Genomic DNA, 18,616 nt, shown 5'->3' with positions numbered 1-18,616 from the left:
GTAACCCGTACCGCTTCACAATTGCAGCGTGAGAATCTTCAATGGCGGTCGCCCGTCGGCGGAAGGGAAGTCCAGCGCCGGCGACAGCACTTGGCAATCGCGTACCGGCCGTCCGGCCTTCGTTGCGCACCGCAGAACCTGCTCGCGCCAGTTGTCGAGGTCGACCTTCGCCAGGTTGTTGCAGCAGACCAGCACGCCATCTTCAGCGGTGACAAGCAGTGCAGGCTTGAGCAGGCTCTGATAATCGCGCAACAGATCGACGGTGCCGAATGCGCTTTTCGACCAGGCTGGCGGATCGAGCAAGACCAGATCGAACTGTTGCGGTGCAAGGCGCGGATAGTCGGGCAGCGCTCGCCCGCGGCGCTGTGGGACCGGCAAGCCCGCCAACTGACGGATCGCCGGAAAATAATCCGACTGGATGAACCGCATCGGCGCCAGTTCGGGATTGAGCGCGCCGTTCTCCCGTCCGACCGCGAGGTTGCTTTCGGCAAAGTCCAGATTGCACACCTCACGCGCACCACCTGCAGCCGCGCAGAGGCCGACGCCACAGGTGTAAGCGAACAGGTTGAGCACCGACTTGCCGGCGCTGTTGGCCTTGACCCAGCCGCGTGCGTTGCGCAGATCGAGAAACAGCAGCGGATCCTGCCCGCTGTGCCGCGCGCGGACTCGGTAGTTCAGGCCCCATTCCCGACCGACCTGATCGTCCAGCGCCGCCGGATCGGCGCGATAGACCGAGTCGCTGCGGTCGATACGCGAGTTCCCCTGGGAGCGGTCGTTGTAGACCAGCGAGAGGGTTTCGCCGAGGGCGGTGCAAAGCTGTTCGTGCACGGCCAGTAGCACGTCGCGTTCGAGCGGCTGATGAAAGCTTTGCACCAGCAACTGCGGGCCGTAACGATCGATCGTCAGGCCGGGCGCGCCTTCCTGGCTACCGTGGAAGAGTCGGTAACAGTCGGTGGCCTGGTCGTGCAGTTGGTCGAGCAGAGTTTCGCGATGGCGGAAGGCGGCGCGCAGCGCCTGTTCGAGAGAAGGCATGCGCGGCGACTCGGAGGGGAGGGCCGCGCAGTTTATCGGAAATAGCCGGCGCTGGGCCGGCTGGGTGCTTAGCGGCGCGCGATCAGCGCTCGATCGCCAGCGCAACGCCCTGACCGCCGCCGATGCACAGCGTTGCCAGCCCTTTATGGGCGTCGCGGCGGATCATTTCGTGCAGCAGGGTGACCAGGATGCGGCAGCCGGAGGCACCAATCGGATGGCCGATGGCGATGGCGCCGCCGTTGACGTTGACCTTCTTCGCGTCCCAGCCGAGTTCCTTGCCGACTGAAAGCGCCTGGGCGGCGAATGCCTCGTTGGCTTCGATCAGGTCGAGCTGATCGAGGCTCCAGCCTGCCTTTTCCAGGCATCGGCGGGTGGCCGATACCGGGGCGATGCCCATGATCGCCGGATCGACACCCGCATTGGCGTAACCGGCGATACGCGCCAGTACCGGCAGACCCAGCGCCTTGGCCTTGTCTGCACTCATCAATAGCACGGCGGCGGCGCCGTCGTTGAGGCTGGAGGCGTTACCGGCCGTTACGCTACCGTCCTTCTTGAAGGCGGGCTTGAGCTTGCTCAGGCTCTCGGCTGTGGTGCCGGCGCGCGGCTGTTCGTCGGCTTCGAATACCAGCGGATCGCCCGTGCGCTGCGGAATCTCGACCGGCGTGATCTCGGCGCCGAAGCGCCCGGCCTCGATGGCGGCAACCGCCTTCTGTTGGGAGGCAGCGGCGAAGGCATCCTGTCCCTCTCGGGTAATGCCGTACTTCGCGACGAGATTTTCGGCGGTGATGCCCATGTGATAGTCATTGAAGGCGTCCCACAGGCCATCCTGGATCATGCTGTCGAGCACCTTGCCATGACCCATGCGCAGGCCCGTGCGGGCCGCCGGCATGACATAGGGCGCCAGGCTCATGTTCTCCATGCCGCCGGCAATCACTACTTCGGCGTCGCCGCAGCGGATCGCCTGTGTCGCGAGGTGCAGCGCTTTCAGGCCGGAGCCGCAGACCTTGTTCAGCGTCATGGCTGGGACCGCGGCGGGCAGGCCGGCATTGATTGCAGCTTGGCGCGCCGGGTTCTGGCCGGCGCCCGCGGTAAGAACTTGCCCGAGGATGACTTCGTCCACCTCGGCGGGGTCGATGCCTGTTTGTTGCAGCAGACGTCGAATCACCGCCGCGCCCAGGTCGGCTGCAGGAATATTGGCCAGCGCGCCCTGAAAGCTGCCGACGGCGGTACGGGTGGCGGCGACAATGACGACTTCTTGCATGCAGGTTGACCTCGAAAAGAGCGGAATTCGCGCGGGGCGCCCATGTTGGCATACCGCTTTGGGCGGCTCCAATTGCGGAACCTGCCGGTCACGTTAGCGGCTGGGCAGTCCCATGCGTCGGCGTGCCCGATGTACCGAACCGTTGCGCACGGCCCAGCGCAGCACTGGAGCGGTGCGTCTGACGCCGAACCGTATCAGCTGGCGCTGAGCCGGGCTCTGCTGCAGTCCGAGCATGGCGCTGGCCCAGTCCGGTAGCAGCTCGACTCCCGCCTGCATCATCAGGGCGCCGAATGGCCGGGCCAGCGCGCTGGGTGCCGGTGCGTCGAACAGCACGCGGAGAATCTCCCTCGAGCGCTCGTCGCACTGCAACTGCGGCTGTACCTCTTGCAGATACTCCGCAACCTGCTTTCTTGAACGCGGCACCTGGCATGCGCCAAGAGACTCGGCGATCCGTGCGACCTCATCGTAATAACTATCCTGATCATCGCCAGACAGCGCAGGGTTGAGGTAACGCAGGTGCGCCTTGAGAAAACTGCTGACCTCGGCTACGTGCACCCAGGTCAGCAGTTCGGGATCGTAGGCGGCGTAGAGGCGGCCATCGGCTGCATGACCCGTGATCTGCAGATGGATCGAGCGGACACGCTCGATCAGCCGTTGTGCATCCGCCTGGCTGCCGAAGGTTGTCGCCGATATGAATTGCCCGGTACGCCGCAAACGACCGAGCAGGTCCTCGCGGAAGTTCGAATGATCCCAGACGCCGGCCAGCGCCAGCGGATGCAGGGCTTGCAGCAGCAACGCGGAAATGCCGCCGATCAGCATCGAAGTGAAGTCACCATGGACCCGCCAGCAGACCGAATCCGGGCCGAACAAGCCTGGGTCGCCCGGCGGCTGTTCATAGTCGACGCCGCCAATGGCCAGGCCGGTGAGGCTGAGCACCTGTGTTTCGATGCGATGGCGGATGAATTCCATGACCGGCGTTTCTGCAGCGATTAGAGAGCCGGAATGTTACCCGATGGATGCCGTTACCGATTCAGGGCGAAGCGGGGTTCAACCGGACAGCGTTTGCCGCCCGGTTGCACGTAGGCTCAGCCGCGATGGCGACCGCGGAAGAAATCGATCAGGCCCTGGGTCGAGGCGTCTTCGGCTGGCGGTGCGTCGAAGCTGGTCATCTGACCGTACACGGCCTTGCCCAGATCCTTGCCCAGCTCCACGCCCCACTGGTCGAAAGAATTGATCCCCCAAATCACGCCTTGTACGAACACCTTGTGCTCGTAGAGCGCAATCAGCGCGCCGAGGCGGCCGGGGCTGATGGTCTCCATCACCACGGTATTGCTCGGGCGATTGCCTGGAATCACTTTATGCGGCGCCAAGCGCTCAATCTCGGCTTCGCCAAGCCCCTTGGTCCGCAGCTCGGCTTCGGCTTCCTCGCGGGTCTTGCCGCGCATCAGTGCTTGGCTCTGCGACAAGCAGTTCGCATACAGCCACTCATGGTGGTCGGCCACCGGGTTGTGGCTGACCACGGGCACGATGAAGTCGGCCGGAATCAGCGGGGTGCCCTGGTGCAGCAGCTGGTGATAAGCGTGCTGGCCGTTGGCGCCGACGCCACCCCAGATCACCGGGCCGGTGCCGCAGGAGACCGGCGTACCGTCCTGGCGCACGCTCTTGCCGTTGGACTCCATGTCCATCTGCTGCAGGTGTTTGACGAAGTTGCGCAGGTAATGGTCGTACGGCAGGAAGGCGTAGCTCTGCGCGCCCCAGAAGTTGTGGTACCAGACGCCAAGCATCGCCAGCAGCACCGGCATGTTGCTTTCGAACGGCTCGCTGAGGAAGTGACTATCCATGCTGTAAGCGCCGGACAGCAGATCTTTGAAGTTGGACATGCCGATGGCCAGCGCGATCGGCAGGCCGATGGCTGACCACAGCGAATAGCGCCCGCCGACCCAGTCCCACATCGGGAAGATGTTCTTTTCGCGGATGCCGAACTCAACGGCGGCCTTTTTGTTGCTGGTCACCGCGATGAAGTGGCGGTAGAGCTTCTCCTCTGTGCCGCCCTTGCCGAGATACCAGGTACGTGCGGCCTGTGCATTCTTCAGCGTCTCGAGCGTGCCGAAGGTCTTGCTGGAGATGATGAATAGTGTGGTTTCCACGTTCAGCTTGGCGGTCACTTCGCGGAATTCGCTGCCGTCGATGTTCGCCAGGTAATGCGTGCGCACGCCATGCTGAGTGAAGGGCAGCAGTGCCTCGGAGACCAGCTGCGGACCGAGGAACGAGCCTCCGATGCCAATGTTCACCACGTCGGTGATGGTCTTGTCGCTGAAGCCGCGCCAGAGATTGTTGTGGATGCGCGTAACGATGTCGGTCATCTGCGCCAGCGCGGCGTGCACGTCGCGCATGATGTTCTGCCCGTCGACCATAACTGAATCGCCCATCGGGCGGCGCAAGGCGGTGTGCAGGACCGGACGATTTTCCGAGGCGTTGATCCGCTCGCCTTCGAACATGGCGCGCGCGGCCTGCTCGACGCCGGCTTCACGGGCCAGGTTCACCAGCAGGGTGCGCGTCTCGGGTGTGATCAGGTTCTTCGAATAGTCGAGAAACAGGCCGCAGCAGGAAACCGACAGATCATCGAAGCGTGTCGGGTCGGCCTTGAATGCGTCGCGCATGCTGAAGTTCTGCATGGCAAGGCGGTGTTCTTCCAAGGCCTTCCAGGACGACAGGCCGGTGGCATCGAGAGGGTGCTCGTAATAGCTCATGGTAGTGCGGCTTCCTTTGCTTGGCGGACTGTCTCGATTCTGCGCCGCCCCAGGTGTAGCCCTGGAGCTGCGGTTGGACAGTCATTCGATGATGCTGACACGCTGGCACTCATCCTGAATGCATCGGGCGCGTACCGCTTCGATTCAATGAAGCGAGGGTGGCGCATCCTGCGCCGCCGAGACAGTCTGACTGGGAAAAACGCCCGGCGTTCCGAATGCTCGCCGCGCCTGCTACCGATACCCGCCATAGCCCTCGATGACCATTACAGATTCGCGCGTCAGGGGGAACCCTTAGGGCACAAAAAAGCCCGCAACGCGAAGGGCGTGCGGGCTTTCAAGCACTCATTCGCAGTCAGGCGACCTGGACCGGAATGGCGTTGCTTGTGTGGCTGAGTTCGCCATCTGCGCCCATGTAGAGGACGTGTGGCTTGAAGCTGGCCAGCTCGGCCTCGCTGTAATGGGCGTAAGCGCAGATGATCAGGCGATGACCTACGCCGGCCTTGTGCGCGGCTGCGCCGTTGACAGAGATGATCTTCGAACCCTCTTCGCCACGGATGGCGTAAGTGGTGAAGCGCTCACCGTTGTCGACGTTGTAAATCTGGATCTGCTCGTATTCACGAATGCCGGCCAGGTCCAGCCAGTCGCCGTCGATGGCGCAGGAGCCTTCGTAATCCAGCACCGAGTGGGTTACCTGGGCGCGGTGCAATTTGGCCTTGAGCATGATGGCGTGCATGGCGGGTTCCTCCGGGTGCGCAAGCGGCGCAGAGTGTGCCCGAACCCACAAGTGTGATCAAGACCGGGGACGGGCAGGGCGGTGCCGATGGTCGGCGGTTATACCGATGCGGGTCTGATATCGACCAGCAGGTTATCGATCAGGCGGGTTTTGCCGAGAAATACCGCTGCGAGAATGATCAGTTCGCGTGTATCGCCTGTGGCTGGCTGCAGATCCGTCGCGTTGCGAATTTCCAGGTAGTCGGGACGTAAGCCGGCTGCCTGCAGTGCCTGTTGTCCCTCGGCCCGTAGCGTCGGGTAGTTGCGATGCCCGTTGCGAATCGCGTCTGCCAGCTGGTTCAGCGTGCGATACAGGGCTGGAGCGATGGCGCGTTCCTCGGTATTGAGGTAGCCGTTGCGCGAGGATAGTGCCAAGCCGTCTTCGGCACGCATGGTTGGCTGGCCAATGATCTGCACGGGCATGTTCAGGTCGCGAACCATGGTGCGGATCACCGCCAACTGCTGGAAGTCCTTCTGGCCGAATACGGCAAGATCGGGCAGTACCATGTTGAACAGCTTGCTGACGACGGTCGAGACACCATCGAAATGGCCGGGTCGGCTACCGCCACAGAGCCCTTCGGATACCCCCGGCACCCGCACGATGGTCTGCATCGACTGGCCGTGGGGATACATCTCCTCGACGCTGGGTGCGAACAGCAGATGGCAGCCCGCCTCGAAGAGCTTTTCCTGGTCCGCCGTGAGCGTGCGCGGATAACTGGCCAGATCCTCGTTCGGGCCGAACTGCAACGGGTTGACGAAGATGCTGGCGACCACAAAATCCGCGCGCTGGCCGGCCTTCTTCACTAACGCGATATGTCCTGCGTGCAGGTTGCCCATGGTCGGCACGAAGCCGATGCGTTTGCCCTCGCCACGTGCGCGGGTCACCGCGGCGCGCAGGTCGGCGACGGTTTTCACCACGTTCATGACGAGAATCCGTGTTCGGCGGCTGGGAACTCCACGCTTTTCACCGCCTGGACGTAGGCAGCGATGGCGGATGTGATGTCGCCGTGTTCGCGCATGAAATTCTTCACGAATTTAGGCGCGCGTCCGCTGAGGGACAATCCGAGCATGTCGTGCAGGACCAGTACCTGACCATCGGTGGCGCTACCGGCGCCGATGCCGATTACTGGCACCGAAACCGCCTGGGTGATGCGGGCCGCCAGCTCGCTGGGCACGCACTCGAGCAGCAGCATGGCAGCGCCCGCCGCCTCGAGCGCCTTGGCGTCGGCAATCATCTGCAGCGCCTGGGCCTCTTGGCGGCCTTGCACCTTATAGCCGCCCAGTATGTTGACGGTCTGTGGCGTGAGACCCATGTGGGCGCAGACCGGGATGCCGCGTTCGGCCAGCAAACGGATGGATTCGGCCAGCCATGCCGCACCCTCGACCTTGACCATGTGCGCGCCGGCCCGCATCAGCGTGGCCGAGTTGTCCAGGGTCTGCTCGATGGTGGCGTTGGCCATGAACGGCAGATCGGCGACGATCATCGCGCCACGGTTGCCACGTTTGACGCAGGCGGTGTGGTAGGCCATCTCTTCAATGGACACCGGCAAGGTGCTGTCGTGACCTTGCAGGACCATACCCAGCGAATCGCCGATCAGCAGCATCTCGACTCCCGCTTCGCACGCGGTCTTGGCGAAGGTGGCGTCATAGCAGGTGAGCATGACGATCTTCTCGCCTTTCTGCTTGAGGCCTTGCAGGGTGGTCAGGGTTACGTCTGGCATGAATGCCGTCCTCCTAGAGCCTCTGAGGGATCACGGTAGTCGGAGCGTCACCGATGGGCAGGATTACCAATTCGATGCGTGCCGGCAGAGGGCGCTTATAGTCCTGATGGCGGCGAGCTAAGTCAATCGTGAGTGTTACCCACACGTTACATCTGTTACCGGTGGGTTACAGCGGTTCGTCGAGGCGTTCGAGGCCTTCGAATGGGCAGGCTGCCAGCAGATCGGCTAGGTTGCGTCCATCTGGAAGCTGCAGATGCTGCGGTGCAATTTCGGCGAGTGGATAGAGCACGAAGGCTCGGGCATGCAGATGATAATGCGGGACGGTCAGGCGCGGTTCGTTGAGTAACCGATCGCCGAACAGCAGGATATCGAGGTCCAGTGTTCGCGGTCCCCAGCGCTCTGCCTTGCGCTCGCGTCCCTGAGCCTTTTCGATGGCTTGCAGCGCGTCGAGCAGATCCAACGGGGCCAGCAAGGTATCGAGCGCGGCGACGGCATTGTTGTAGCGCGGCTGATCCGGTGGGCCGAGCGGGTCGCTGGCATATAGCGAAGACACCGCAACGAGCCGAGAAGAGGGGACGTCCGCCAATGCCCTGAGCGCACCGCGCAACTGCTCGCGTGGTTCGGCCAGATTGCTGCCCAGACCGATATAAACCCGTTCCATTATTCGTCGGAGGTCGGTGCGCTTTCGTTCGGGCCGCGCTTGCGTCGATTGTTGCTGCGGCGGCGTTTGCGCGGTGCTCCGCTGGCGTTGTCCTTGCTGCTGAGGCCGCGAATCATGTTGCGACGTTCGCTGTCGCTGGCCTCTTGGTAGTCGGTCCACCATTCGCCCAAGCCGTCGGTCTGCTCGCCGGCACTCTCGCGCAGCAGAAGGAAATCGTAGCCCGCACGAAAGCGCGGATTGTCCAGCAACTGATCGGCGCGACGACCCTGGCGGCGCGGCAGACGCTCCTGCATGTCCCAGATTTCCCGCATCGGCATGGTGAACCGTTTGGGTATAGCGGTGCGTTGGCACTGTTCCCAGATCAGCTCATGCGCGGCATCCTGCATCGCCGGTATGGGCGGCAATCCTCTGGCCTGCGCTTCGGCGACGCGCGCCGGCAGCGCCGGCCACAGCAGGGCGGCGAACAGGAACGCGGGAGTGACGGGCTTGCCCTGGGCAATGCGCTGATCGGTATTGGCCAGCGCATTGCGGATCAGCGTGTCGGTGTACTCGGGATTGTCTTCCAGCGCCTCGGCGCTAGCCGGGAATAGCGGCGCGAAAAGGTCATGCTCCAGCAGCAAGTCGAAGGTGCGCTCAGCCTTGCCGCTGAGGAACAGCTTGATGATTTCGTCGAATAGGCGGGCTGAGGGTACATCGTTCAGCAGATCGGCCAGTTCGGCAATGGGTTCGGCGCTGTGCTGCTCGATCTCGAAGTCCAGTTTGGCGGCGAAGCGGACCGCTCGCAGCATGCGCACCGGATCTTCCTGATAACGCTGCTCGGGATCGCCGATCAGGCGGATCAGCCTATTTCGAATGTCATGTACGCCATGGGTATGGTCGAGGATGCGCTCGGTCGAGGGGTCGTAATACAGCGCGTTGATCGTGAAGTCGCGACGCTGGGCATCGTCTTCCAGGCTGCCATAGACGTTGTCGCGCAGGATGCGGCCGCTTTCGTTGCGCGAAGCCAGGTGGCTGGCCTCGTCGTCATCCTCTTCCGGATGATTGGCGCGGAAGGTGGCGACCTCGATGATCTCGCGTCCGAAATGTACATGGACCAGCTTGAAACGTCGACCAATGACCCGAGCGTTACGAAATTCGGCGCGTACTTGCTCAGGCGTGGCGCTGGTGGCGACGTCGTAGTCCTTTGGGTCCAGATCCAGCAGCAGATCGCGGACACAACCGCCCACGACATAAGCCTCGTACCCGGCATGCTGAAGCCGCTCGACCACGCTGACGGCATGTCGGCTCAGATCATTGCGGTGCAGCGAGTGCTGCCGGCTGGACAGTATTTCGGGTGTGCGACGGGGATGCGGCAAACGGCGCAGGGGCAAACGAAAAGACTGGAACAGCTTTTTCAGCATGGGAGGCACTGTGTGGCGAAAGGACTGAGTGGCGAGGCGAATGGCCACGAACGAGCGTGGATTCTAGCACCGGGAGCCGGGATGGTGAACGAAGCGCGGGGAGGTGTCAAAAACGGCCGGGGCCAGAAAGCACTAAGGGGAGCCGAAGCTCCCCTTTTAAATGATGTCGCGTGCTTTGTTGTTATTAGTATTTCGGGCGTGTTGTTTTTATTTGATCACCCGTTCCTTTCAGCTATCGCTTCCAGGAATTGCTCCTACATTGGGAGCAAAGAGCAAACGGATTGCTTTGGTCGCTGACTTGCCATCGATCATATGATCCAACCAGTTCAGGCTCTGCTTATGCAGTTTTTGTTGTTCTCAGCCTGGTTGTGGGGCAAAACCCCATTTGGCAGTTCCTCTCCAAAAGAATCAGTTAGCTACGCCTCCGCCTTCTTGTATTTATTCTGCTAGAGCCGGTACGTCTTGTTCTTATTGTGGGTCTGCTTGTTATTGTTGTTGTGCCAGATATAAAGCATTTGCTGTGCCAGTTTTCTAAAGTCCTTATAAAACAGCTGGTTAGCTTTTTTCATCGTCTTTTCGGCCTACAAAAAACCGGGTTCCCGTTACCGATGAACCCGGTTTCTGTTACGTCTCGATGGGGTGGGTAACAACCGCTACCCGGTGGCGCTCGATTTGCGTCGCGGGATTCCCAGACGCTGGCGACGCTCCCATAAGCATTTCCGGCTGATGCCCAGCTTGCGGGCAAGTTCGGTCTCGGTCATGTGATCCTGATGCTCGAGCACGAAATGCTGGAAGTAGTCTTCCAGGGAAAGGTCCTCGGTCGGCTCGTTGTTGGTCGAGGCGGCGCCGCCCAGCGGAGCGCAGGGCTCATCGAAGTCGTCGTCGAGAGCGTCGAATTCGATGTCGATGCCCAGCAGCTCCGCGCTGATTTCCTCGCTCTCGCTGAGGATAGCGGCGCGCTCGATGGCATTCTCCAGTTCCCGCACGTTACCCGGCCAGGCGTAGTGCCGCACCGCCTGCTCCGCCTCGCGGGAAAAGTGCATCTCATCGGAACCCATGCGTTCGCTCTGCCGCGCCAGAAACGCCTTGGCGATTTCCAGGACGTCGGCGCCGCGCTCGCGCAGGGGCGGCAATTTCAACGCGATGACATGCAGCCGGTAATAAAGGTCTTCGCGAAACTGGCCGTTCTTGGCCAGCGTTTTCAGGTCGCGGTGGGTCGCTGCGATCAGGCGTACGTCGACCTTTTGCGACTGGGTAGAGCCGACTCGACGGATCTCACCTTCCTGTAACACGCGTAACAGTCGCGCTTGTGCTTCCAGCGGCAGCTCGCCGATCTCGTCGAGGAACAACGTGCCGCCATCGGCCGCTTCCACCAGGCCGGCGCGACCGGCACTGGCACCGGTGAATGCACCTTTCTCATGGCCGAAGAGTTCGGATTCGATCAGGGTTTCAGGAATGGCGGCGCAGTTGACCGAGATCATCGGGGCCTTGGCGCGGCGGGAAAGATTGTGCAGCGCGCGTGCGACGAGCTCCTTGCCGGTGCCCGATTCACCCTGGATCAGCACGTTGGAATCGGTTGGTGCGACCTTGCGGATCTTGCTGAACAGATCCTGCATCGGGCCGCAGCGGCCGATGATGCCGATCTCGCCGTTACCGGAGCCGCTATCTGTTACCGGGCCTGCGGCGCTACGCGAGGCGGCAGCCGGAGCGGTGGCTGCCTGCTGTCGATCGTGGAGGATGCGAGCTACGGTCTGCAGCATTTCGTCGTGATCGAAAGGCTTGGCGATGTAGTCCACCGCGCCCATCTTCATCGAGTCTACCGCGGAGCGCAGGCTCGCGTAGCTGGTCATGATCAGCACCGGAGTGCCTTCGGCGAGCTTGATCAGCTCGGTGCCGGGCGCGCCGGGCAGGCGCAGATCACTGACGATGAGGTCGAAACCCGGAATGCTGTAGCGCTCCTGCGCTTCCTGCACCGATCCGGCTTCGCTGACTTCGTACTGGTTGCGTTCGAGGAGTCGGCGCAAGGCGGAGCGGATAATGGTTTCGTCTTCGACGATCAGAATATGTGACATCAGTACTCTCTCGACGGTCTGAAAGCGGCTGCAGCTCGGTAGGAAAGGGCGCGTCGCGGAGCCTGTTCCGCAGCCTGTGCAAGCGGTCGCGATGGGGCGGGGCCTGCCGCCGGGCTGGAGGCCACTTTCGCAAGCCCCGACTCGGCCGGTTCCCCGCTGAGTTGTACATGGCAGCTATGCCTGAACAACGCCCATCGCCTCGTCAAACAACGGTATCGTTCGTCCCGACATATCGCGGCAGGGTAATGCGGAAACGAGTTCCGCGTTGGGTTTCAGCATTTGCCGGACTGTCGATGTTGATCTGCCCATAATGCTCTTCCACGATCGAATAGACCAGCGCGAGGCCCAGTCCAGTGCCTTCGCCTGGATCCTTGGTAGTGAAGAACGGCTCGAAAAGACGGTCCAGAATCGATTGCGGAATACCGCTGCCTTCGTCTTCGACGATGAGGTAGACGGTCTGCTCGGACACCTCGCTGCGGACCCGGATCGCGTCGCCGGGCTCCGATGCATCGCGAGCATTGGATAGCAGGTTGATCAATACCTGAGCGAGACGCTGAGGGTCGCCTTCGGCCAGATGCTCGGGGTCGCACAGGTTGAAAAAGCGCACCTCGGTTCCGTGGCGGTTGAGCGACAGCAGAGCGATCGCATCCTGCGCCACTTCCGCGAGGCTGACCGGATAAAAATCCTGCTGCCTGCCGCCAGCGTGGGCAAAACTCATCAGCGACTGGACGATGCGCGAAACGCGCTTGGTCTGCTCGACGATCTGGTTGCTGATTTCGCTGATCTCATGATCGGCTTCGCGCTCCTCGCGTAGATTCTGCGCCAAGCAGGCGATGCCGGTGATCGGGTTACCGATTTCGTGGGCGACGCCGGCTGCCAGGCGCCCGATGCTGGCCAGGCGTTCGGAGTGCACCAAGCGGTCTTCCAGCTGCTGGGTTTCGGTGAGGTCTTCGATCAGCAGGACCAGGCCGCTGTTGCCGGGCGCCAGCGGCTCGGCGATGGCAGCCTTGTGCAGGTTCAGGCAGCGGCTGTGGCCGTCCAGTTGCAGTCTCTGCTTATGCAGGTGCTCGTCGCTCTGTCCGATGAAATCCATCAGCAGGCTCTGCCAGGGTTCGGCGATGGTCGACAGGCGCGAGCCGACCACTTGCAGCGCCGGAATCTCGGTAAGTTCCTCCAGCGCACGGTTCCACATCAGGATTTCCTGGTCCTTGGCCAATGAGCAAACGCCCATGGGCAGCTCTTGCAGGGTCTGGCGGTGATAGCGGCGCAGCGCATCGAGCTCCGCGGCGAGGCCGGTGAGGCGCGAGTGATAATCCTCAAGGCGGCTTTCGATGAAGTGGATGTCTTCGGTCACGTAGCCGCTCGCGCCGTTCTTGTAGGAGAGGAAATTCTCCACGATATCCTGGGCAACGCTCGGCCCCATCAGCCCGGACAGGTTCGCCTCGATGCGATCGCGCAGCCGGCGCAAGGCGTAAGGACGGTGTTCATCGAACGGCAGCTGCAGATCTCTCAGCGCCTGTTCCACCTCGCGCTGTGCGGTCTTGGCGCCCAGTGGCTTGGCGAGTTGCGTGGCGAATTCTTGTGGCGAGGCTGCGGCCAGTTCGCGTCGCTGTGGCCGGCGCACGTTCTCGACGGCGCAGGCTTCCGCCGCGGCCTGTTCCTCTGCGCTGGTCTCGGTGAAGATCGAGAACAGCGAGAAAGCCAGCACGTTGACCGCCAGCGAGGCGATCGCCGCCAGGTGCCAGCTGGTGTCGTCGAGCACGTAGACGACGTTGAACAGCGGGATGTAGATGCCATCCAGATTGCCTACCAGTGGCAGCAGCATGGTCAGCACCCAGACCGCGATGCCGGCCAGCAGCCCGACGATATAACCGCGGCGATTGGCGGTCGGCCAGTAGAGCACCGAGAGCACGCCCGGCAGAAACTGCAGCGTGGCGACGAAGGCGACGATGCCTAGGTTGGACAGGTCCTGCTCGGCGCCGAGCAGTAGATAGAAGCCGTAACCGGCCATGATGATTGCCAGGATCAGGCTGCGTCGGGTCCATTTCAGCCAGCGATAGATGTTGCCTTCGGTAGGCGGCTGGTACAGCGGCAACACCAGGTGGTTGAGCGCCATCCCCGACAGCGCCAGGGTGCTGACGATGATCAGCCCGCTGGATGCCGAAAGGCCTCCGACGAAGGCCACCAGCGTCAGCATTTCACTCTGCGCGCTGATGCCGAGGCCCAAGGTGAAGTATTCCGGGTTGGTGCTGACGCCGAGTTTGAGGCCAGCCCAGAGAATCAGCGGCACGGCCAGGCTCATCAGCAACAGATACAACGGCAGGCCCCAGCTGGCGCTCACCAGCGCCCGAGGATTGAGGTTCTCTGTGAACGTCATGTGGTACATGTGCGGCATGACGATGGCCGAGGCGAAAAATACCAGCAGCAGGGTTCGCCAAGGGCCTTCCTGCAACGGTGTGTGCAGTGCCTGCAACGCAGACTGATTCTGCAGCAGCCAGATCTCCAGCTGATGCGGGCCGCCGAACACGACATAAAGGGCATAGACGCCAATGGCGCCGAAGGTCAGCAGCTTGACCACCGACTCGAAGGCGATGGCGAACACCAGCCCCTCGTGCTTCTCGCGTGTCGCGATATGCCGAGCGCCGAAGAGGATGGTGAACAGCATGATCATCACGCAATAACCCAGCGCCACGCGCTCCTGCAGCGGCTCGAGCGTGAGAATGCCGATGGCGTCGGCTACCGCCTGAATCTGCAGGGCCAGCAGCGGCAGCATGCCGACCAGCATGACGATGGTGGTCAGCGCGCCGGCCCAGGTGCTGCGAAAGCGGAAGGCGAACAGGTCCGCCAGCGAGGCCAGCTGGTAGGTGCGGGTGATACGCAGGATTGGATAGAGCAGCACCGGCGCCAGCAAAAAGGCGCCGCAGACACCTAAATAAGTGGCAAGAAATCCGTAGCCGTACTGATAGGCCAGGCCGACCGTGCCGTAGAACGCCCAGGCGCTGGCATAGACGCCCAGCGACAGGGTGTAGGTCAGCGGGTGGCGGATCACCCAGCGCGGAATCAGCCCGCGCTCGCTGACCCAGGCGACCCCGAACAGCACCAACAGATAGGCGACGCTGATCAGGATCAGATGGCTGAGGCTAAAGCTCGTCTGCATCGCGCTGGCTCTGAAGGATGAAAGTCACCACGATGAGGATCAGCCACAACAGATAGGGCCGATACCAGGCGCCGTTGGGGTCGATCCACCAGTCCATGATCGCAGGGGAGAACAGATAGATCCCCACCACCAGGAGCAGCACCAGTCGGTAGATGTACATGCTGGAACTCGTGTCGGAAGTTGGGGGATGGTAAAGGAAGCAGCTGGAAGCTTGAAGCCGAAAGCTTGAAGCCATAGCGCGGCGATTCTCACACTTGGATTAGCTTCCAGCTTTAGACCAATTGCGCCTCAGCCAGCGTCAGTGTGCGCGGGATGAGGTCGGCATCCCAGCGCGGGACCGCCCAGGCGAGGACTTCGCCGGGCAGGGCGTCGTTCAGTTCTGGGGCGGTTGGTTGGCCGAGGGCGCGCAATGCGCGGAGCAGCAGCGGGGTTGCTTGCTCGGGTTGCAGGGGCGGTGAGCGGTAGCTTTTGCCCAGCTTGTGCCCGTCCGGCTGAATGATCAGCGGCACATGCAGATAGCGTGGCTGCGGCAGGCCGAGCAGTTCTTGCAGGTACAGCTGGCGCGGCGTGGAATCGAGCAGATCGGCACCGCGCACCACGTCGGTCACGCCCTGCCAGGCATCGTCCAATACCACGGCCAATTGATAGGCGAACAAGCCGTCGCGGCGACGAATGACGAAGTCGCCGACCTCGCGTCCCAGGTGCTGGCCGAATTTGCCCTGTACGCGGTCGGTGAAGCGATATTCCAGGTTCGGCACGCGCAGGCGAATCGCGGCGTTTTCCAAGGGCTGGCCCGCGTCGCGGCAGAAGCCAGGATAGGGCCCTGGATAGGCTTCGAGCTGCTTGCGCGAGCAAAGGCACGGGTAGGCCAGGCCCTCGCGCAGTAGACGCTCGATCGTTCCCTCATACACCGCGTGGCGCTCGCTCTGGCGCTGCATGGTGCCGTCCCACTCGAAACCATAGGCGGCCAGCGCCCGCACGATGGCGTCCTGCGCGCCGGGCATTTCCCGTGGCGGATCGAGGTCTTCCATGCGCAGCAGCCAGCGGCCGTCCATGGTACGGGCATCGAGGTAGGAAGCGAGTGCAGCGATCAGCGAACCGAAATGCAGGTAACCGCTGGGCGTCGGGGCGAAGCGTCCAATGTACGCGGGCGTCGAAAGAGGGGATGAAGGCATGGGGCCGGCTCGGGTGGTGGATCAGCGAGGCGGGATACTGCGCAGATGCGTGAGGTGGAAATGAAGCGGGGCGCCGAAGCGCCCCGTTCGGGATCAGGAACCGATCTGCTTTTCCTTGATCTCCGCCAGCGTCTTGCAGTCGATGCACAGCGTGGCAGTAGGGCGGGCTTCCAGACGGCGGATGCCGATCTCGACGCCGCAAGAGTCACACCAGCCGTATTCGTTGTCTTCGATCAGCTGCAGCGTCTCGTCGATCTTCTTGATCAGCTTGCGCTCACGATCGCGTGCGCGCAGTTCGAGGCTGAACTCTTCTTCCTGACTGGCGCGGTCGGCTGGATCGGGGAAGTTGGCCGCTTCGTCCTGCATGTGGTGCACGGTGCGATCGACTTCCTCCATCAGCTCCTGCTTCCACTTGTTGAGAATGCCGGTGAAGTGAGCGCGCATGTCGTCGCTCATGTACTCCTCACCCTTGGATTCCTTGTAGGGCACGAAGGCGCGAATCAATTGGTTGTTGGGTGTTGTTTTGGTAATGGGCATGGATGAACGCCTCTCGCTATGTCCATTGCGCAGGATAATGAAATCCCTCTGCCGGCCCGTGCCGGCCCTGCGGCTGCAAGCGGGCGAACTTACCAGATCGTATCGGGGTGCGCTACTCCCGAGTATCACGGTGGCTGCGGTGTCAGAGGGACCTTCGGTAGAATTCACGTTTTGTACTCTTCAGGACGGTCAGATGACCTCGTCATATAGCGCGCGTAGTCGTGCAATCGAACCCTTTCATGTCATGGCACTGCTGGCGCGAGCCAACGAGTTGCAGGTGCTGGGCCGTGACGTCATTCACCTGGAAATCGGCGAGCCGGACTTCACCACTGCTGCGCCCATCGTCGCGGCCGGTCAGGCTGCCCTGGCGGCCGGCCATACCCGTTATACCGCTGCCCGAGGGCTGCCACAGCTGCGCGAGGCGATTGCCGGTTTCTACAAGCAGCGCTATCAACTGTCTATTGACCCCGAACGCGTGCTGATTACTCCCGGCGGATCGGGTGCGCTGCTGCTTGCCAGCAGCCTGCTGGTCGATCCGGGCAAACATTGGCTGCTGGCCGACCCTGGCTACCCCTGCAATCGACATTTCCTGCGGTTGATCGAAGGCGCCGCACAACTGGTGCCGGTGGGCGCCGATGTCCGCTATCAGCTGACGCCCGATCTGGTCGAGCGCCATTGGGACCAGGATAGCGTTGGCGCCCTGGTCGCCTCACCGGCCAATCCCACCGGAACGCTGCTCAACCGGGACGAATTGGCGGGCCTATCTGCGGCGCTGAAGGCGCGGGGCGGGCATCTGGTGGTGGACGAGATCTACCACGGCCTCACTTACGGCACCGACGCCGCCAGCGTGCTGGAGGTGGATGACGAAGCCTTCGTGCTGAATAGCTTTTCCAAGTATTTCGGCATGACCGGCTGGCGCCTGGGCTGGCTGGTGGCACCGGAAGCTGCCGTGCCCGAACTGGAAAAGCTGGCGCAGAACCTCTACATCAGCGCACCGACCATGGCCCAGCATGCGGCGCTGGCCTGCTTCGAGCCGGCCACGCTGGAAATCCTCGAAGCGCGCCGCGCCGAGTTCGCCAGACGTCGCGATTTCTTGCTTCCGGCCCTGCGTGAGCTGGGTTTCGGCATCGCCGTGGAGCCCGAGGGTGCTTTCTATCTATATGCCGATATCAGCGCTTTTGGCGGCGATGCCTTCGCCTTCTGCCAGCACATGCTGGAAACCGAGTTCGTCGCGACCACGCCGGGTCTCGATTTCGGTCGTTATCAGGCCGGGCATCATGTGCGCTTCGCCTATACCCAGGATCTGCCGCAGCTGGAAGCGGCGGTCGAACGTATCGCTCGTGGCCTGCAGAGCTGGCAAGGCTGATGCGCTTCGCTACGCCCCTGGAAACGGGCCGGCTGGTCCGGCGCTACAAGCGCTTCCTCGCCGATATCGTCACCGATGCCGGCGAGCATCTATGCATACACTGCCCCAACACCGGTTCGATGCTCAACTGCATGGGTGAGGGCGCGCGTGTCTGGTTTCAGCGCAGTAGCGATCCCAAGCGCAAGCTGCCGGGCACCTGGGAGTTGGTGGAAACGCCGCAGGGGCGGCTGGCCTGCGTGAATACAGCGCGCGCCAATCGGTTGGTGGAAGAGGCTCTGTTGGCCGGCGTGATCGATGAATTGGCGGGTTTCACCGCGCTCAGGCGGGAGGTCGCCTATGGCATTGAAAACAGTCGGGTGGATTTCCGCCTGGATTATCCGACGGGGCCAGCGTTCGTCGAGGTCAAGAGCGTCACCCTTGGTTTTGGCGATACGGCGGTGGCGGCCTTCCCCGATGCGGTAACCACTCGCGGCGCACGCCATCTGCGCGAGCTGGCTGCGCTGGCGCGTGACGGTATACGCGCGGTGCAGTTGTATTGCGTGAACCTGTCAGGCATCGAGGCGGTCCGCCCTGCGAGCGAAATCGACCCGCTGTATGCCGCCGCGTTGCGCGATGCGGTGGCAGCCGGCGTCGAGGTACTGGCCTACGGCGTCGAGCTTTCGCCCGAAGAAATTCGCCTGTCGCGCCGGCTCCCGGTGATTCTGTGAATTCTC

Annotated in this window: 16 protein-coding genes; 2 read left to right on the top strand and 14 right to left on the bottom strand. The window is 62.5% G+C overall.

The features are described from left to right. Window positions 1–15: 15 nt before the first annotated feature. The 14 genes from E0D86_RS14630 to dksA form a co-directional block, all read right to left on the bottom strand. Window positions 16–1,032, bottom strand: a complete 1,017-nt coding sequence (locus E0D86_RS14630) for a class I SAM-dependent rRNA methyltransferase (RefSeq protein WP_131650773.1) — start codon at window positions 1,030–1,032, stop codon at window positions 16–18. Window positions 1,033–1,114: 82 nt separating this feature from the next. Next, the gene (locus E0D86_RS14625) at window positions 1,115–2,293 is read right to left on the bottom strand and encodes an acetyl-CoA C-acetyltransferase (protein WP_131650772.1); all 1,179 of its coding nucleotides are present in this window, start codon (window positions 2,291–2,293) and stop codon (window positions 1,115–1,117) included. Between the two features lie 93 nt (window positions 2,294–2,386). Next, complete coding sequence (locus E0D86_RS14620) at window positions 2,387–3,262, bottom strand: oxygenase MpaB family protein (RefSeq protein ID WP_131650771.1); 876 nt, start codon at window positions 3,260–3,262, stop codon at window positions 2,387–2,389. A gap of 116 nt (window positions 3,263–3,378) precedes the next feature. Further along, window positions 3,379–5,043 carry a glucose-6-phosphate isomerase gene (gene pgi / locus E0D86_RS14615; protein WP_131650770.1) on the bottom strand — a complete coding sequence of 555 codons (1,665 nt, stop codon included), beginning with the start codon at window positions 5,041–5,043 and terminating at the stop codon, window positions 3,379–3,381. A 352-nt stretch (window positions 5,044–5,395) separates the two neighbouring features. Next, window positions 5,396–5,776 (bottom strand): aspartate 1-decarboxylase, encoded by a 381-nt coding sequence (panD, locus tag E0D86_RS14610; protein ID WP_003298244.1) that lies wholly within the window; start codon window positions 5,774–5,776, stop codon window positions 5,396–5,398. Window positions 5,777–5,874: 98 nt separating this feature from the next. Further along, window positions 5,875–6,738, bottom strand: coding sequence for a pantoate--beta-alanine ligase (gene panC / locus E0D86_RS14605; RefSeq protein ID WP_131650769.1), 864 nt, complete (start codon window positions 6,736–6,738; stop codon window positions 5,875–5,877). Next, window positions 6,735–7,535, bottom strand: coding sequence for a 3-methyl-2-oxobutanoate hydroxymethyltransferase (gene panB / locus E0D86_RS14600; RefSeq protein WP_131650768.1), 801 nt, complete (start codon window positions 7,533–7,535; stop codon window positions 6,735–6,737). Before panB ends, panC begins: the two co-directional genes overlap by 4 nt. Before the next feature lie 166 nt (window positions 7,536–7,701). Further along, the gene (folK, locus tag E0D86_RS14595) at window positions 7,702–8,196 is read right to left on the bottom strand and encodes a 2-amino-4-hydroxy-6-hydroxymethyldihydropteridine diphosphokinase (protein WP_131650767.1); all 495 of its coding nucleotides are present in this window, start codon (window positions 8,194–8,196) and stop codon (window positions 7,702–7,704) included. Then, window positions 8,196–9,596, bottom strand: a complete 1,401-nt coding sequence (locus E0D86_RS14590) for a polynucleotide adenylyltransferase PcnB (RefSeq protein WP_131650766.1) — start codon at window positions 9,594–9,596, stop codon at window positions 8,196–8,198. Before E0D86_RS14590 ends, folK begins: the two co-directional genes overlap by 1 nt. 653 nt (window positions 9,597–10,249) lie before the next feature. Beyond that, complete coding sequence (locus tag E0D86_RS14585) at window positions 10,250–11,668, bottom strand: sigma-54 dependent transcriptional regulator (protein WP_131650765.1); 1,419 nt, start codon at window positions 11,666–11,668, stop codon at window positions 10,250–10,252. Window positions 11,669–11,870: 202 nt separating this feature from the next. After that, complete coding sequence (locus tag E0D86_RS14580) at window positions 11,871–14,825, bottom strand: sensor histidine kinase (RefSeq protein ID WP_131650764.1); 2,955 nt, start codon at window positions 14,823–14,825, stop codon at window positions 11,871–11,873. Further along, complete coding sequence (locus E0D86_RS14575) at window positions 14,809–14,985, bottom strand: hypothetical protein (protein ID WP_003095129.1); 177 nt, start codon at window positions 14,983–14,985, stop codon at window positions 14,809–14,811. The genes E0D86_RS14580 and E0D86_RS14575 overlap by 17 nt, the downstream gene beginning before the upstream one ends. Window positions 14,986–15,097: 112 nt before the next feature. After that, window positions 15,098–16,000, bottom strand: a complete 903-nt coding sequence (gluQRS, locus tag E0D86_RS14570; protein ID WP_131650763.1) for a tRNA glutamyl-Q(34) synthetase GluQRS — start codon at window positions 15,998–16,000, stop codon at window positions 15,098–15,100. Between the two features lie 93 nt (window positions 16,001–16,093). Then, window positions 16,094–16,537 carry an RNA polymerase-binding protein DksA gene (gene dksA, locus E0D86_RS14565; protein WP_131650762.1) on the bottom strand — a complete coding sequence of 148 codons (444 nt, stop codon included), beginning with the start codon at window positions 16,535–16,537 and terminating at the stop codon, window positions 16,094–16,096. 193 nt (window positions 16,538–16,730) lie between these two features. Here dksA and E0D86_RS14560 point away from each other — a divergent pair, with 193 nt between their 5' ends. Further along, window positions 16,731–17,903: a pyridoxal phosphate-dependent aminotransferase gene (locus E0D86_RS14560; protein ID WP_131650761.1), complete on the top strand. Its 1,173-nt coding sequence runs from the start codon at window positions 16,731–16,733 to the stop codon at window positions 17,901–17,903. After that, window positions 17,903–18,610 carry a DNA/RNA nuclease SfsA gene (sfsA, locus tag E0D86_RS14555; RefSeq protein ID WP_131650760.1) on the top strand — a complete coding sequence of 236 codons (708 nt, stop codon included), beginning with the start codon at window positions 17,903–17,905 and terminating at the stop codon, window positions 18,608–18,610. The genes E0D86_RS14560 and sfsA overlap by 1 nt, the downstream gene beginning before the upstream one ends. Window positions 18,611–18,616 lie beyond the last annotated feature (6 nt).

Source organism: Pseudomonas sp. IC_126 (assembly GCF_004331835.1).
GTDB lineage: Bacteria > Pseudomonadota > Gammaproteobacteria > Pseudomonadales > Pseudomonadaceae > Stutzerimonas.
The sequence above is the reverse complement of the archived record's forward strand: the minus strand, read 5'-3'. Positions and strand labels throughout refer to the sequence as shown.